The sequence below is a fragment of the Companilactobacillus bobalius genome, from assembly GCF_009764355.1.
Genome location: NZ_LNUA01000032.1, coordinates 26,521 through 41,154 on the forward strand (window position 1 = coordinate 26,521; position 14,634 = coordinate 41,154).

Here is a 14,634-nt window from a genome sequence, read left to right on the forward strand (position 1 = left end):
GAATTACTTCTTGGAGACGTTTTCATAGACATATGGTTTTATTTCAGAAAATAAATAGTGTTATCATATTTATCGCTGAGTTAATTACAGGGGGTGTAATTATGTTAGGGACAATTTTTGTGATTGGTTCAATAGCCTCCTTGATTCTTGAGAAATATGTTTTAGCAAATAATTCACATGTATGGTTAGGAGCTATTGTGCCGGTACTATCAATTGGATTTATCGTCTGGTTGATGTTATCTAGCCTAATGCAATTCAACGCTACAAATATTCTACTTGCGATCATCTACGTATCGCTAAGTTTTATTTTCTGGGGACAAGGAAACGACTTGTATCACCAAAGAGTCGTTCACAAGGTTTATGAATCAAGTAATCTATAGTAAAAAAGTTCTAAGCAAAGAGTAAATTCTTTGTTTAGAACTTTTTTTGTTTTTTTGATAGCGTTTAATTCAAACTACCACCGATAACTTCAATATCACCTTTACCATCGCGCTCAACAATGGCTGTAATGGCGGCAGTAATTCCCTTAACATCGTCAGCTAGTGAAAGAGAAGGTGTTTCAGGACGATTCAAAACTTGATTAGGCAAGAAGGGAATGTGCATGAAACCAGCCTTTAAGTCAGGGAATTCTTTATCAATCATGTATTGAACTTGATACATGATGTGGTTGCAGACGTAAGTTCCGGCGGTTGTGGAAACTTGACTAGGAATTCCAGCTTCGATAATCGCCTGTGCCATAGCTTTAACGGGCAATTGTGTGAAATAAGCAGTCTGTCCATCTTCATGGATTGGTTGATTACGAGGTTGGTAACCAGCATTATCTTTAATTCGACCATCGTCAAAATTGATGGCAACTCTTTCAGGTGTTAAAGCGTAACGACCACCAGCTTGGCCAATGTCCAAAACGTAATCGGGTTTATTATCAAGAATAGCTTGATGAACGACTTCAGCACATTTATTGAAGATAGTTGGAATCTCTACTTTAATAATTTCAGCTCCAGCAATTGTATCGGGTAATTTCTTTACAGCTTCAATAGCCGGATTAATTTTGTCAGAACCAAAGGGATCAAAACCAGTTACAAGAATTTTCATAATAAAACTTCCTCCTTAAAATGCTAAAAAGTACATTAATATAATTTGAACGACTAATAGAGTTAGTGCAATTGGATATTGTTGTTTTATGACGCCTAGATTATCTTTCATTTCTAGCAATGCTACAGGTAAAGAATTGAAATTAGCAGCCATTGGTGTCATTAAAGTACCACAATAACCAGATGTCATACCTAATGCAGCAACTACAGCAGGGTTACCGCCCTGAGCTACAACAAAGGGAATACCGATCCCAGCTGTAATAACGGCAAAGGCAGCAAAAGCATTTCCCATTACCATGGTAAAAATTACCATAGCGACACAATATAGGACTACTCCTAAGAGGTGATTACCTGCTGGGAAGACACCTGAAATGGCTTTGGAAGTAACATCGCCAACACCAGAAGCAGTAAAAATAACACCTAGTGTAGCCAACAACTGTGGCAATACACCGGCAGTTCCGACGGAACGAACCATTCTTTCACTATCATGATAAGTAGTTTTAGCATCAGTTTTAGATATGATCATAGCAATAATCAAGGCAATTACTGAAGCAATACCGATTCCGACTTGACCGCCTAATTTAGTGAACTGACTGATTAGAATAGAGAAGATAGCAAGAACAACACTAGGGAAGAATAACCAAGCCCCTAAACGCTTAGCTGATTTTTCAGCAATTTCTTTATTAACTTCCTTTAGCTTACCGACTTTGATTTGCTTGAGTAAGGAAAGTACACCCACAAAAACAATCAAGAGACCGATGACAAGATTAGGTAAGTATTTTCCAACAGCAAAGATAATGCCCATGATTAACCAGAATAATCCGGTACCAATGCGAGCTGAATTATCTTTGTCACGGAATGATTCGATACTGGCGAAGACCATAATCAAACCAATTAGAACGTAGAAGATTTCTAGAATATTATTAACATTCATATATTTAACCTCGCTTATTAGACTTCAAATTGTTTATCAAAACGTCTGTTGTAATAAGCGGTAATTAAGAACGTGATGACAGCCATTGGAATTGAGTAAAGTACGATGTTAGCTGGTGTGGCAGTATAGCCGAGTGATTTCATGGTACTAGACATTAAGAGGACACCACTTGAAGCGATGAATAGATTTTGTGAGAAAAAGTTACCAAAGTTGTCAGTTGCGGCGGCACGAGCTTTGATCAAATCAACTTGTTTATCGGTTAAAGGCTTTTTGACACTAGCAGCGGCTTGAGCCATTGGATTGATTAAAGGACGGATGAATTGAACTTGACCAGAAAGTGCGATACCCATAGCATCGGTAATTTCACGAATTGCTAAATAAAGATTGAATATTTTTCCAGCAGAAAGATTTTTAATTTTGCTAATACCGTTGACGGCAGCTTGCTTCAAACCATGACTTTCAACGACACCAATCATTGGTAGAGTGAGGAAAAATAGTGAAACCATACGATTATCCATAAACCCTTTTCCAAGGATTGTCAGTACGTGAGTTATGGACATACCAGAAACTAAACCAGTTGCCAGAGCGGCAGCGACAACAACAGCTATAGTATCTAATTTGAAAGCAAAGCCAAGAATAATAATAACGATTCCAATTAATTTTAAATATTCCATTCTGTTTCCTCCTAATTATTAAATTTATTCCCTATTTTAGCACGCATTATTTAATAAAAGTTAGAATGATTAAAAAAAGTCTAATAAAAAAAGACGCAACCAAGATATTATCGGTTGTGTCTTTACGTAAGTTGAATTTAAAGGATAGGTGATAACAAACGAGAGAAGCGTTGTTTGAAATGAAGCCACATTCCTTGTTCTTTAATAATTTCTGGAGTTAATAATAGTGAATCTTTCATATCATTCTCAAATGAACGAGCAATTTGATGAGCCACTTTAGCATCGTAGATAAAGGCATTAGCTTCAAAATTTAGCGAGTAACTTCTAAAATCGTGGTTCATTGAACCAACGGAACAAATCTTGCCATCAAAGACAGAAGTCTTAGCGTGCAAGAATCCCTTTTGGTAGCTGTAAATCTTGATACCATAAGTAGTCAATAAATTGGCATAGTATTGCGTTGCACGATAAATGAAGGGATGATCAGGCATACATGGAATCATGATTCTGACATCAACTCCGGAACGGGCAGCAATTGTTAGAGCGGTAAACATAGCATCATCTGGTACCAAGTAAGGCGATTGAATCCAAACGCTCTTCTTAGCACTGACAATCATATCAATGAATCCGTCTTTTAAAATTTCTTCACGACTATCGGGTCCATCAGAAATAATCTGAATTGGCAGATTAGCATCAGAATTAAATTTATCGGATGGAAAGTATTTTTCCAAGAAAGCTAAAGGTTCAGCGTTACGGTCTAGGGAAGCATTCCAATCACGGAAAAATCTCTCCTGTAACAAGAGGGTAGCGGCACCAAAAATTCTGGAGTGGGTGTCACGCCAATAACCAAACTTTTCAGTCGTATTGACATATTGGTCACCGACGTTAAACCCACCGATCCAACCAGTTGTACCATCAATAACAACGATCTTTCGGTGCAAGTGATAGTTCAAACGAGTTTTAGCAATGACATTTTTAGAAGTGATAAAAGGTAAGACTTCACCACCAGCAGCTTGAAATTCCTTGAAATATCTTGGCTTAGTTCCACCAGAACCCCATGGGTCATATAGGATACGGACTTCTAATCCTTCTTTAGCTTTTTGTGTTAAGAGATCAAGAAATTTGTCTCCAATGTCACTCTTAATAAAAGCATAGTATTCGACATGAACGGTTTCTTTAGCTTGACGGATGTCCTCAAACATACCCTTGAACTTTTCTTGTCCATCAAAATAAAGTTTGATCTCGTTATGACGAGTTAACGGTGCTTCTTCAGTCTCATTGAAGAATCTTATTATGTGGTCCGCATAATGTGTCTCATCGTAACGTGAGGCGTTTTGCGGACGTTTTTGAGCGGCAATAGCCATTCTTTTCAGCTGGCTTAAACTATAGTGCTCTTGTTTACTGATATTAAATATCTTTTCTTGAGCAATCCCACGTCCCAGAAATGCATAGATAAGGAACCCCAAAATTGGTAGTAGAACAAGAACTAAAATCCAAGCCCAAGTAGTAACGATATTACGAGGTCTATGGAAAACAGTAATAAGTGCGGATATAGTATTGACTGTTAGAATTATGAGAATTAGCCAGATGATCCAAGTATCAATCATAAAATAAATTCCCCTCTATTTATTTATAAAGAAAGTTTACTTCAAAATACTAATAAAATCTAATTATTGAATATAATTTGGTAATAAAAAAAGCCGCTTTCGCGACTTTTACTTAATTTCTGTTATCACCGAAAATTAGTATCAAACGTAATAGTTGTAAGGCAGTTGAGATAACAGCGGCCACATAAGTTAAAGCAGCGGCGAAAAGAACTTGTTTAACCATTGGCACTTCGTCACTATCGACAAGTGTACTGGAACTTAAGATCTTTACGGCACGACCAGAAGCATTGAACTCAACTGGTAGAGTGACAACTTGAAACAAAACAACTAAAGCGAATAACCAAATTCCGATTTGAATCAGAGTTTGATTTGCACCCAAGATAACACCTAATAAGATGATTGGAATTGAGAAGTTAGATCCAAGATTTACAGCAGGGACCAAAGCTGATCTCAATCTCATAGGGGCGTAACTTGTTTGGTCTTGAATGGCATGTCCACACTCATGGGCTGCCACACCGATAGCCGCAACAGAAGTTGAATCGTAGGTAGATTCAGAAAGATTCAACGTTTTATTAGTAGGGTTGTAGTTATCAGTTAACTTACCACTAACTCTTTGAATTTGAACGTTTTGAAGCCCAGCATTATCAAGAATAAATCTAGCAGCATCAGCACCACTAGTTCCGTGGTGACTAGGAACTTCATCATACTTTTTGAAATTATGATTTACATACCATGATGCCCATAAACTGATAACAAGACCAATAATTATCAGGAGATAGCTGGGACCAAAGAAACCATATGTATACATATATTGTTAACTCCTCTTTAATAACTTTTTGTTAAAGATAGTATAACCATTATTTGTGAAGTTTTCTTGAACTAGGTGGTCCAAGTCGTTAATTTCAATATCTGTCAATAAGATTTGATCACGCAAGAAGATGAGTAGTCGATCGGAGATTTCTTTCTTTTCATCATCAGTTAGACCTTTGAAAGTTATCATCAATGCTGCTGAATGTTTTTCCAAATCAAGGTCACTGAGACTGATCAATGCTGAGATCTGCTTGGCATCCTTCTTTTGAATAAACCAGTAAATACCATCGTTCTTCATGATAACTTTAGCGGTATTAGAGATATATTCGGTTGTGGGGTCGATATCCTCATCTAGAAACTCACTAACTTCTTTTAGATTAAAGCGACTGGGAAAGTCCCAGCAGAAGTTATTTGTGATAAAAGGTCGATAATCGCGCATTTTTTGGTTTGTCATTAAAAAATTTCATACGGTGGTTGGTCGTATTACTTATCCCTCCCTTTTTCTTATTGTGGTTTGTGGTTCTTTTTTGGAATAACCATTGTTCTATGTTTAATAGTGGAAACGAGCTCCACAGGCCAGATTCTTGTGCTTTGTCTGACTTCACGAACTACCTGCTTCGCGGCTAATTCGCAAAGTCCTGCAAATGCTCGGAACTGTTCCGCTCTCTATTTGAAACGAGCTCCACAAGGGCAACCTCTTCCGGTTTGCTACAGTATTGAAATTGCCCACATGGTGCCGCGTGCGATTCCAATACTTAGGCAAATCCTCGGAGGCTAACCGCCCTTGCTCCGCCCTCTTATTCGATGATCATGCTCTTCTTAGCACTCTTATGTAGTTTATGCATAAATGGCTTCAATGGTTCTGTACATAGTAATCCTAATAGATAGAACCCAATTCCAAATGCTAACAATATAATAATATCTTTGGTTGCATTAGGCCAATATATTCCACCGACTGATTCTCTTATTAGATTTACCGCATATGTAAATGGTAGATATGGGTTGATTACTCTAAAGAATCCATCTGATAGTACTACTGGGAAGTTTCCTCCGGCTCCGGAAATTGATAGCACTAGGATAATAATTCCGAGTCCTTTTCCGACGGTTCCAAACATTTGGACTAACGAATATAGTATCGAGATGAAGACGAAACTTACAAACATACAGAAGACAACTAACCATATCTTCTCTTTGGTATAAGCATGCAAGATGAATAGGTTACCTAAGGCTGCGGAGATTGCTTGTAATTGGTTTAAGAAACCAAATGTTAAGTAACGGCCATTGAATCTTTGCTTGAATGTGTAGAGATATTGTTGTTTCTCGTCTAACTTGAAGTGAACGGTGAAGACACTGGATAGTAACAATGCTCCAACCCAAATACAGAGAGCTAAGTAGAATGGTGCACTGGCTGATCCGTAGTTTGGTACGTCATAGAGATTGTCTTGCTTCAATTTGACTGGGTTAGAGAAGAAGTCAGATTCTTTGTTGGCGTCGGACTTCATTAATCTAATAATGGCTCCGAGGTCAACGTCTTTCTTGCCCTTCTTCAATAGGGTAGCGGAATGATGAATGTCTTTCTTCAATTGTGGCCAATCATTTTCGGCAAAGTCGTTAGCGGTTGATAGTGCTTGTTCTAATTCTGGTGTCTTGGAGTTAACCAAATTCAAAGTTGTAGTTAACTCATTTTCAATTGATGGCAATTCATATTGAACAAAGAAGGTAGCCTTAGCTAGTTTGTTCTTCAAAGTTGGATAATCGTTGTCATAGAAATCATTTAGCATACCAATTCCGGTAACGATGTTGTTCATATTACCATTCAATAATTGGTTAGCGTCATGAATTTCGTTACCAACAGCAGGCAATTGTTTTTGATACTTTTGAAGGTAACTTAAAGCAGTGTTCAAAATACCTTCAGTATTGTTCAAGAGTCCTGGTATTGATGGGATGATATCGGTGTTGAAAGATCCTAGTGTGGAACTAAGTTCCTTCAAGAAGCTATTGATATCAGTAACGATTGTTGAAACTGAATCCATAATGTTGATGTTCTTAATTGTATTAACGCCGTCAGCTACTTGGTTTGCATGTGTTTGTAAATTAGTTAGCTTACTTTGCAATTCAGAAGTATCTAAGCTGTCATAGTTGTTCAAAATATCATTAGCTTTTGTAGCTAATGTATCGTTCAACGTAGCTAAATCGTTTAGATGTTGAATAGGTCTGTCGAGTAGAGTTAACTTATCCTTACCTAATTGTTCAGCTAGGCGGTTGAAGAAGTTTTGGAGATCAGTTAAAGCTGAAGCAACTTGACGACTGACTTTTGCCAAATGGGTTGAGTCGGTAGCGATGTTTTGAATAACGGTCTTCAATTGTTCTTTCAACTGCTGGTTAGTTGGATCTTCTTTGATCTTGTCGATTAAAGTATTGATCATCTCGGCAGAAGTACTGATTTGCTTACCAAGGTTGTAAACCATTGATAAACCAGTATCGATGGTTGTCTTGATAACAGGTAAGGCTTGTTGAATCTTAGGAATCAATTCAGAAGTTGTCTTATCAGTAGCGTTCTTAGCATCTTCGCCTAATTTTTGAACTTCAGGCATGACGTTTTGAACTTTCTGGATAACTTCTAGTCCGTTTTGGACTTGAGTGATACTGGAGCTCATTAAGCTAGAAATTTTACCAAAGTCCGTATCCACTTCGTTGATTTGAGTACCAGCGTTTTGGATTTCAGGAATCTTATTATTTAGTTGCTTAGCGGCAGTTCCACCAACATCGGCTAATGGCAAAATATTATTAACATTAACTAATTTATTAGCATCCTCATTTAATAATGGCAAATATCCATACATGTCATTAACTTGATTCAATTTTTGATTCAAGTTAGGTACTAGGGTATTAGCTTTTTGAACTTTATCCATAATGTCCTGTAATTCAGGGATGTTGTCATCAGTTGTGACTAGCAAGGATTCGAATCGTCTTAACATTGGAAGGTTATCTTTGATATCCATTCCCGACTTGTTCAATGCTTGTGTAATAGTTTTACTGATGGTTCCCACGAATTCAGAAGAAATTGTGTTTTGTAAGGTTGTTGCCCCGGTTTGAGTCAATTTCGGGGCTATCGCATTGATTTTCTGATTTACCTTAAAGACCAGCTTCGGTTTCTTAATAGTTCCAGATAAGAAGCTGATAATGTCCTTAGAAAAAGTTTTTGGAATATAAATTCCAGCGTAGTAAGAACCATCTTTGACACCTTGGTCTAATTCCTTTTTGGAGTTGACAAAAGTCCAACCTAGTTTATGATTCTTTTTAAGGTTGTCGATTAATTGATCACCAATTTCAATTTTTTGACCCTGTACTTCAACTGGCGTATCGGCTGAATAAACGGCAACTTTTAGACCACTAGTGTTAGAATAAGGGTCCCATAGGGCCCAAACGTTAAACCAGCAGTATAGACACGGTAAAATAACCAGTGCCAGCATCAATAAAGTTGCGGGCTTGGATTTTAATGTCCTCTTTAAATCTAATTTAAATAATTCCCAAGCTTTGATAGAAATCCCCTCCAAATCTCTGTTAAAACTGTAGTAGTAATATAATTATATAACGTTATGACAGCGGATTATAATAAATAAACCCGTTGACCATTTTTAGAATCTCTGAATCATCGTGAAGCATTGAGTGTTCTGCATTAGAGCCCTTAATAAGATATTCGGTGTATTCTTTTACTCGCGGTTTGAGAATGTAAGAAATAGACTTGGCAGATGTAACGGAAATGTATTTGTCACTATTAGAGTGATCGCCGACATTTCCAAAAATGTTCAAAACGCGTAAATCGTCTGAGATACTTTTTTCATTCATAAAAATTCTAAAGTAGGTTGGACTCATAAAAGCTGGACGTCCGTTTGGCTTGATTCGGTTGATGTTGGGAAGATCTCCCAAACCAATAATTCCGTTGAACGGTGCAGCGATGAGTACTAATTTTTTCAACCTAGGCATGTAGGGACGCATTTTTTCCTTCAAATTGACCAGTACCAATGAAACGGCACCTAGTGAATGACCAATTGCATCATAAGTTGTGAATTCATGTTCTAAGCGTAAGTTAAATAATAGCTTGGTTAACCAATATGCCATCTGGTTACTGCCAACCCATTTATTTTGAAAAACAACTTGGACAATGGGATGTTCATCCTCAGTCCAAACTCCCTCATATGTGACTTTTCCCTTCCAATCAATGATTGCTTTGAGAAATTGGTCTTTTTGTTTACCGTTACACTTTAAAGCGGATTCGATCATTTTCTTGGTCGTATAGTCTCCACCACGAAAACCGTGGATATAGAGAATCGGCCATTGCCCTTTTTTCATAAATTCACCCCAACAAGATATTATTATATAATTATTATTGAGAAAAATTAACCAAATGAGGTATGACATTGCAAAAATATTATGCAGTACGACGCGGTAAGAAACCTGGAATCTATTCAACCTGGGCTGACTGTAAGGCTCAAGTCGATGGTTTTGCCGGAGCTAGATATAAAAGTTTTCCTGATAAAGCGCAAGCACAAGCTTTTATTGATGGAAAAGATTCATATAATAGTAGAAAAACGACAACTAAAAAATCTGCCAACAAAGTTTCTAATATTGAAGATTTTGACATCGTTATTTATACCGACGGTGGTTCCAGAAATCATGGTAACTTTAAAGGTGGTCATGTTAAGGATTCTGATAAAGCCGCTTGGGCCTATCATATCAATAACAAAGGCCAGATATATGAAGGAACTGGTGGAGAATTTGGAGCGACAAATAATCGCATGGAGATAATGGCCCTAATTCAGAGTATTAAACGATTAAATGAGCTTAAAATCAACCAACAAAATGCGATATTTGTCTTAGATTCTCAGTACGTCCTCAACGCTATTACTCAAAATTGGCTCAATGGCTGGAAGAGAAGAGGCTTCAAAAAAGCCGATGGTAGTACACCGGTGAACGTTGAGTTGTGGCACGAGTTGGATCAACTTTTGCCAACCATTCCTAAGAAGACTTTTGAATGGACTAAAGGACACGCAACCAATGTGGGGAACAACCGTGTTGATGCTTTGTTAAATGAAACAATGGATAAAATGTAAAAATTGTTGTTCCGAACTAAATCCTGCTTTGCCTATTAGCTATTGTAAAATCTAAATAATAAATAAGAACAGCGTCTATTAAGAGATATTCAAATACATAACATATGTTTTGAATACTTAATGGAAGCTGTTCTTTTCATTTATAAACTACTTTGTAAACTTCACAGACACAGGGAAGTTCTTCATTGAAAGGATGGTGTTCGTCGGCATATTCTTGTTTGAAGAATTTCCAATGATCTTTACGCCATTCATCTAAACCACGAGTACCTTCGCCTTCGTGATAGGCATGTTCGGCTGAGACTTGATTAAAAGGGACAGTTTCTACAACGACTGTTTTGGTGATACAAGTTGGTTGATTGTGTCCATCTAAAATAATTCCGTATTCACCTACTTGCGGTAAAGGGTCAGTTTCATCTTGTTTGTAGAGATCATAAGCTGAAGTTGTAGCGGTTTTAATACCGTTTTTGATGAGATTAGCTAATGAGTCTTGTTCCTCAATGTCATCTTCGCCACCTAGTGAGAAGGCCTCGTAATCGTTAGTTGTGACTTCGGGATGTTCTGTTTTGAAGTTGTTCCAATATGTTTTTATGTCCATACGTATTTACCTCTACCAAATTATAATTAGTTTAATTGTAAATATAGTGGCAATTAAATCAAAGATTATTCGGAGATAAATATAAGTGCTTAATTAAAGATAAAAGATTAAACTAAAAGTAAGCACTTGCATGATTGAAAACAGTGCTTAATTATTTTTATAGTGCTTAAAAGGTGAACAATGACAAAATCAGTAGATAAAGTATATAAGGTGATTCAAGAGGAATATGGAGATGAATGGACTGATACTAAGACCATTGCCGATGCGGCAGGACTAAGTAGAAATGTCATTAGTATCTATTTGTCTCAACTTTATAAGGAAGGAAAATTAACTAAGAAGAGTGGTAGACCAGTATTATGGAAGATTGCTAAAGATGATGCTCCTTTTCAAAATTTGATTGGTCATTCTGGAAGTTTAAAGGACATTGTCAAAAAGTGTCAGGAATCAATAGTTTATCCTCCCAATGGTTTTCCTTTAATTATTACTGGACCTAGTGGTGTCGGTAAAAGCTTTTTAGCCAAAGATATTTATAATGAAGCTAAAAAAATGAAGGTTATTTCCGACGATGCTAAATTTGTGACATTAAATGCTGCAGATTATGCTAACAATCCGGAATTACTTTCCTCAGTTCTATTTGGATATAAAAAGGGAGCTTTTACTGGGGCAAATGAAGATACGCTTGGATTAATTGATCAGGCTGATAATGGTTATTTCTTCTTAGATGAGGTACATAGGCTACCTAAGGAAAGCCAAGAGAAGTTGTTTTCCCTATTAGATTTAGGCAAGTTTTATCCTTTAGGTGAGAATGAGAACGCTCATAAGGTAAATGTTCGTTTTATATTTGCTACAACAGAGGATTTGGATAATTTTCTTTTGAAGACCTTTGTTCGAAGAGTTCCATTGCATGTTTCTTTACCAGCATTTAAAGATCGTCCACTGACTGAAAGATTAGCGTTGATTACGAATGCTTTCAAGGAAGAAGCCGTGAGGATTGATCGTCGTTTTTATATAACTAATAAGGTAATTGAAGAGTTAACGAAAAACGATGCTTCGGGTAATGTTGGAGCTATGCAAAATGAGGTTAAATTGTTGTGTGCTTCAGCATATACAGAAAATTATCAGGGTAAAGATATTCATATAGGTTCTTCTTCGGAAAAGGACAATTACATAGTTATTGATAAAGACACTGACATTAATGATCGTACTGAATCAATTGATAATGAAATAGATTTGATTAATCAATTGCACTTGGCCTTGAAGAAATCAACGTCTAAAAAGGATACAATTTCTAATCAAATTTTATTGTTGATGAAATTCTTAAAGAAGCTTGATTATTTAATGGATACAAACTTGATTCAGTCCATTAGTTATAAGTTAAAGATAGGAATTGAATCGATATTAAATAAACGATATGGACTTAAACTGCAGTTATCAGATGCAGATATTAAGCAGATTAGTTTTGGCTTGTCATTGTATTACTTTACAGATTACGAAAAGGTTAATATGACCGAACTTAATAGTGATTTTGAAGAACTCTATCCACGGACTATGTATGTTTATAAACAATTGTTAAAAGGAATTAGTGAAGATAAGGATTTTGAAGAGTTCAATATACCTTGGTTAGTTTTATTATTTAAAGATAAAATTAATCAAATTGAGAGTATCCAATATACAGGAATTATTTTGGCACATGGAGATAGCACTGCTACAAGTATTCAAAGCGTGGTTAATAACTTGTGTGGTAATTATATTTTTGAGGCATTTGATATGCCAATCGATATTTCCATTCATGAGATTAATAACTACGTGCAAAAGTATATTAGACAACAAAAGGATCGAGATCATAAAGGGATTTTTGTGCTGTTTGATATGGGTTCTTTGACGCAGATGTTCTCGGAAATTAAAAAGTACTCTAATTGCGAATTGCTGGTTATTAATAATGTTACAACGGCAACAGCTCTTGATGTTGGAATAAGAATTCAACGTAATGACGGATTTAAAGAAATTACTCGAGCAGCTAATAAATTTGGTGAGGCTTGTGGTACTCAATATTATGAAGGGCTTTCCGATAATTCTAATATTGTAGTTTCCTGTATGTCAGGTGTGGGTCTGTCAGAAGAAATCAAGCGGATGATGCTAGAAAGCTTGTCCAATAAGTTCGAAATTATAACGATGGACTATAAGGATTTGAAACAGACTTTAGAGAATCATGAACAAAAATTCTTTGATAAAACTAAATTTGTTGTGACGACAACTGATATTGATACGAATCTAGACATTGATATCATTAATATTTACGACATTATGGAGAAAGATGGCTATGCTAGATTTGAAAAGTTGTTGATTAATTCGGGAGAACAAAAGCCTAATATTGAAGCATTGATGAATAAGATGCTAAAATTCTTTACAATTGAAGGCATAAAAGATCGATTACAATTCCTTAATCCAGATGTTGTTATTGATGAGGTTCAACTTATTACCCAGAGATACCAAGAATATTATGATATTTCTTTGGATGGTAAAACCAAATTGAATCTGTATATGCATTTGTCATTGATGATTGAGCGAATGCTAGTAAATTCTCGTAAACAGGAGAATCCAAGCGTTTCATTTGAAGGAGATAAGGAAAAAGAATTTTATTCTGTTTCTAAAACGATATTTAAGGGTATCGAATTAAAGTACAATTTTCAGGTTAACGATTATGAGATATCGTTGATGTATCAGCTATTACATTTTTATATTTAAACAGGGTAAGTGCTTAATCAAAATTAAGCACTTATTTTTTTTACAATTAAAAAGCTTTATTTAACGGCTTTTATAAAAGTTGGCACGTAACTTGCTTATATAAAAGTGAGGAGGGTAATGAGATGAAAAAAATAGTCGTTGCCTCACATGGCAGCATGGCCGAAGGCATGAAGAACACAATTGAACTTTTCGCCGGACATAATGACAATGTCAGTTACATTTCGGCATATACAAAAAAGAATGATGATTTGAATGAAACTATTGATAAATTATTCGATACATTCGCAGATGATGATAAAGTAATTATTTTTACAGATTTAATGGGTGGCAGTGTTAATCAAAGATTGACTGTCAAAGCACAAAATAATAAGAACGTCTTTATTATTTATGGATTTAATTTACCAGTTGTAATTGAAGCAATTTTATCCAAAGAGGACGTAAACGCAACATATATTAAGAAACTTGTAGAAGTTGGCAGAAATAGCTTAGGAACTGTCGAATTAAATAATAATGATTCAAAAAATGATGATGAGGATTTTTTCAATTAGGAGGAAATAATAATGATTAAAATTATGAGAGTTGATGAAAGATTAATTCACGGACAAATCGCAATGGTTTGGTCAAAGGAAATGAGTATTGATGGGATTGTTGTTGCCAACGATGCCACAGCTGGTGATGAGACACAACAAATGGCTTTGAAGATGGCTGTTCCATCAGGTATTAAAGTGATTATTAAAACAGTTGATAGTGCTATTGAATTATTGAATGATCCACGTGCACAAAATATGAAATTATTTGTTTTAGTTAGAACTGTCGGAGATGCTGAAAAATTGGCCGAAAAGGTTTCCGATATTCAATATGTCAATTTAGGTAACGTTGGTAAGGCATCAACCGATCCTAAGACAACTTTGACACAATTTGTAATGTTAACTAAACCAGAAATCGAATCTTTGAAGAAGTTAGTTGAAATCTATCCTGAAACAGCATTACAGAATCTACCAACAGATAAAAAAGAAAAAGCTACTGATTTTATCAAGAAAATGAATCTATAAAATTATCACAGATGA

14 protein-coding genes are annotated in these 14,634 nt (G+C 35.9%); 5 read left to right on the forward strand and 9 right to left on the reverse strand.

The annotated features are described in order from the left end of the window. The first annotated feature begins 101 nt into the window (after nucleotides 1-101). Nucleotides 102-380 (forward strand): hypothetical protein, encoded by a 279-nt coding sequence (locus ATN92_RS07110; protein ID WP_056954723.1) that lies wholly within the window; start codon nucleotides 102-104, stop codon nucleotides 378-380. A 64-nt stretch (nucleotides 381-444) separates the two neighbouring features. Here the strand turns inward: ATN92_RS07110 and pcp are convergent, their stop codons facing one another. The 8 genes from pcp to ATN92_RS07150 form a co-directional block, all read right to left on the reverse strand. Continuing rightward, on the reverse strand, nucleotides 445-1,092 hold the full coding sequence (pcp, locus tag ATN92_RS07115; RefSeq protein WP_056954721.1) for a pyroglutamyl-peptidase I: 648 nt from the start codon (nucleotides 1,090-1,092) through the stop codon (nucleotides 445-447). Between the two features lie 15 nt (nucleotides 1,093-1,107). Further along, complete coding sequence (locus ATN92_RS07120) at nucleotides 1,108-2,025, reverse strand: DUF979 domain-containing protein (protein WP_056954719.1); 918 nt, start codon at nucleotides 2,023-2,025, stop codon at nucleotides 1,108-1,110. 17 nt (nucleotides 2,026-2,042) lie between these two features. Continuing rightward, nucleotides 2,043-2,699 (reverse strand): DUF969 domain-containing protein, encoded by a 657-nt coding sequence (locus tag ATN92_RS07125; protein ID WP_056954717.1) that lies wholly within the window; start codon nucleotides 2,697-2,699, stop codon nucleotides 2,043-2,045. A gap of 137 nt (nucleotides 2,700-2,836) precedes the next feature. Then, nucleotides 2,837-4,303 carry a cardiolipin synthase gene (gene cls / locus ATN92_RS07130; RefSeq protein WP_056954715.1) on the reverse strand — a complete coding sequence of 489 codons (1,467 nt, stop codon included), beginning with the start codon at nucleotides 4,301-4,303 and terminating at the stop codon, nucleotides 2,837-2,839. Nucleotides 4,304-4,415: 112 nt separating this feature from the next. Continuing rightward, on the reverse strand, nucleotides 4,416-5,111 hold the full coding sequence (locus ATN92_RS07135) for a zinc metallopeptidase (RefSeq protein WP_025085738.1): 696 nt from the start codon (nucleotides 5,109-5,111) through the stop codon (nucleotides 4,416-4,418). Nucleotides 5,112-5,117: 6 nt separating this feature from the next. Continuing rightward, nucleotides 5,118-5,567: a hypothetical protein gene (locus tag ATN92_RS07140; protein ID WP_056954713.1), complete on the reverse strand. Its 450-nt coding sequence runs from the start codon at nucleotides 5,565-5,567 to the stop codon at nucleotides 5,118-5,120. Between the two features lie 343 nt (nucleotides 5,568-5,910). Further along, the gene (locus ATN92_RS07145) at nucleotides 5,911-8,670 is read right to left on the reverse strand and encodes a YhgE/Pip domain-containing protein (protein ID WP_179207688.1); all 2,760 of its coding nucleotides are present in this window, start codon (nucleotides 8,668-8,670) and stop codon (nucleotides 5,911-5,913) included. Between the two features lie 40 nt (nucleotides 8,671-8,710). Then, nucleotides 8,711-9,466 (reverse strand): alpha/beta hydrolase, encoded by a 756-nt coding sequence (locus tag ATN92_RS07150; RefSeq protein ID WP_056954711.1) that lies wholly within the window; start codon nucleotides 9,464-9,466, stop codon nucleotides 8,711-8,713. 62 nt (nucleotides 9,467-9,528) lie between these two features. On the opposite strand from ATN92_RS07150, the gene ATN92_RS07155 reads away from it, so the two are divergent. Further along, nucleotides 9,529-10,227: a ribonuclease H family protein gene (locus ATN92_RS07155; protein ID WP_056954709.1), complete on the forward strand. Its 699-nt coding sequence runs from the start codon at nucleotides 9,529-9,531 to the stop codon at nucleotides 10,225-10,227. 136 nt (nucleotides 10,228-10,363) lie between these two features. Here the strand turns inward: ATN92_RS07155 and ATN92_RS07160 are convergent, their stop codons facing one another. Then, the gene (locus ATN92_RS07160) at nucleotides 10,364-10,822 is read right to left on the reverse strand and encodes an ASCH domain-containing protein (RefSeq protein WP_056954707.1); all 459 of its coding nucleotides are present in this window, start codon (nucleotides 10,820-10,822) and stop codon (nucleotides 10,364-10,366) included. 180 nt (nucleotides 10,823-11,002) lie between these two features. Here ATN92_RS07160 and ATN92_RS07165 point away from each other — a divergent pair, with 180 nt between their 5' ends. The 3 genes from ATN92_RS07165 (at nucleotide 11,003) to ATN92_RS07175 (ending at nucleotide 14,619) form a co-directional block, all read left to right on the forward strand. Then, nucleotides 11,003-13,567 (forward strand): sigma 54-interacting transcriptional regulator, encoded by a 2,565-nt coding sequence (locus ATN92_RS07165; RefSeq protein ID WP_056954705.1) that lies wholly within the window; start codon nucleotides 11,003-11,005, stop codon nucleotides 13,565-13,567. A 122-nt stretch (nucleotides 13,568-13,689) separates the two neighbouring features. Beyond that, nucleotides 13,690-14,115 (forward strand): PTS sugar transporter subunit IIA, encoded by a 426-nt coding sequence (locus ATN92_RS07170; protein WP_056954703.1) that lies wholly within the window; start codon nucleotides 13,690-13,692, stop codon nucleotides 14,113-14,115. Between the two features lie 12 nt (nucleotides 14,116-14,127). Next, nucleotides 14,128-14,619 (forward strand): PTS sugar transporter subunit IIB, encoded by a 492-nt coding sequence (locus ATN92_RS07175; protein ID WP_056954701.1) that lies wholly within the window; start codon nucleotides 14,128-14,130, stop codon nucleotides 14,617-14,619. The last annotated feature ends 15 nt before the right edge of the window (nucleotides 14,620-14,634 follow it).

Bases quoted from the DNA above. Each gene is read 5' to 3' on its own strand.
- ATN92_RS07150 (WP_056954711.1), bottom strand. From the start codon at position 9,466: ATGAAAAAAGGGCAATGGCCGATTCTCTATATCCACGGTTTTCGTGGT.
- ATN92_RS07155 (WP_056954709.1), top strand. From the start codon at position 9,529: ATGACATTGCAAAAATATTATGCAGTACGACGCGGTAAGAAACCTGGA.
- ATN92_RS07125 (WP_056954717.1), bottom strand. From the start codon at position 2,699: ATGGAATATTTAAAATTAATTGGAATCGTTATTATTATTCTTGGCTTT.
- ATN92_RS07170 (WP_056954703.1), top strand. From the start codon at position 13,690: ATGAAAAAAATAGTCGTTGCCTCACATGGCAGCATGGCCGAAGGCATG.
- ATN92_RS07165 (WP_056954705.1), top strand. From the start codon at position 11,003: ATGACAAAATCAGTAGATAAAGTATATAAGGTGATTCAAGAGGAATAT.
- ATN92_RS07175 (WP_056954701.1), top strand. From the start codon at position 14,128: ATGATTAAAATTATGAGAGTTGATGAAAGATTAATTCACGGACAAATC.
- ATN92_RS07140 (WP_056954713.1), bottom strand. From the start codon at position 5,567: ATGACAAACCAAAAAATGCGCGATTATCGACCTTTTATCACAAATAAC.
- pcp (WP_056954721.1), bottom strand. From the start codon at position 1,092: ATGAAAATTCTTGTAACTGGTTTTGATCCCTTTGGTTCTGACAAAATT.
- ATN92_RS07160 (WP_056954707.1), bottom strand. From the start codon at position 10,822: ATGGACATAAAAACATATTGGAACAACTTCAAAACAGAACATCCCGAA.
- ATN92_RS07135 (WP_025085738.1), bottom strand. From the start codon at position 5,111: ATGTATACATATGGTTTCTTTGGTCCCAGCTATCTCCTGATAATTATT.
- ATN92_RS07110 (WP_056954723.1), top strand. From the start codon at position 102: ATGTTAGGGACAATTTTTGTGATTGGTTCAATAGCCTCCTTGATTCTT.
- ATN92_RS07120 (WP_056954719.1), bottom strand. From the start codon at position 2,025: ATGAATGTTAATAATATTCTAGAAATCTTCTACGTTCTAATTGGTTTG.
- cls (WP_056954715.1), bottom strand. From the start codon at position 4,303: ATGATTGATACTTGGATCATCTGGCTAATTCTCATAATTCTAACAGTC.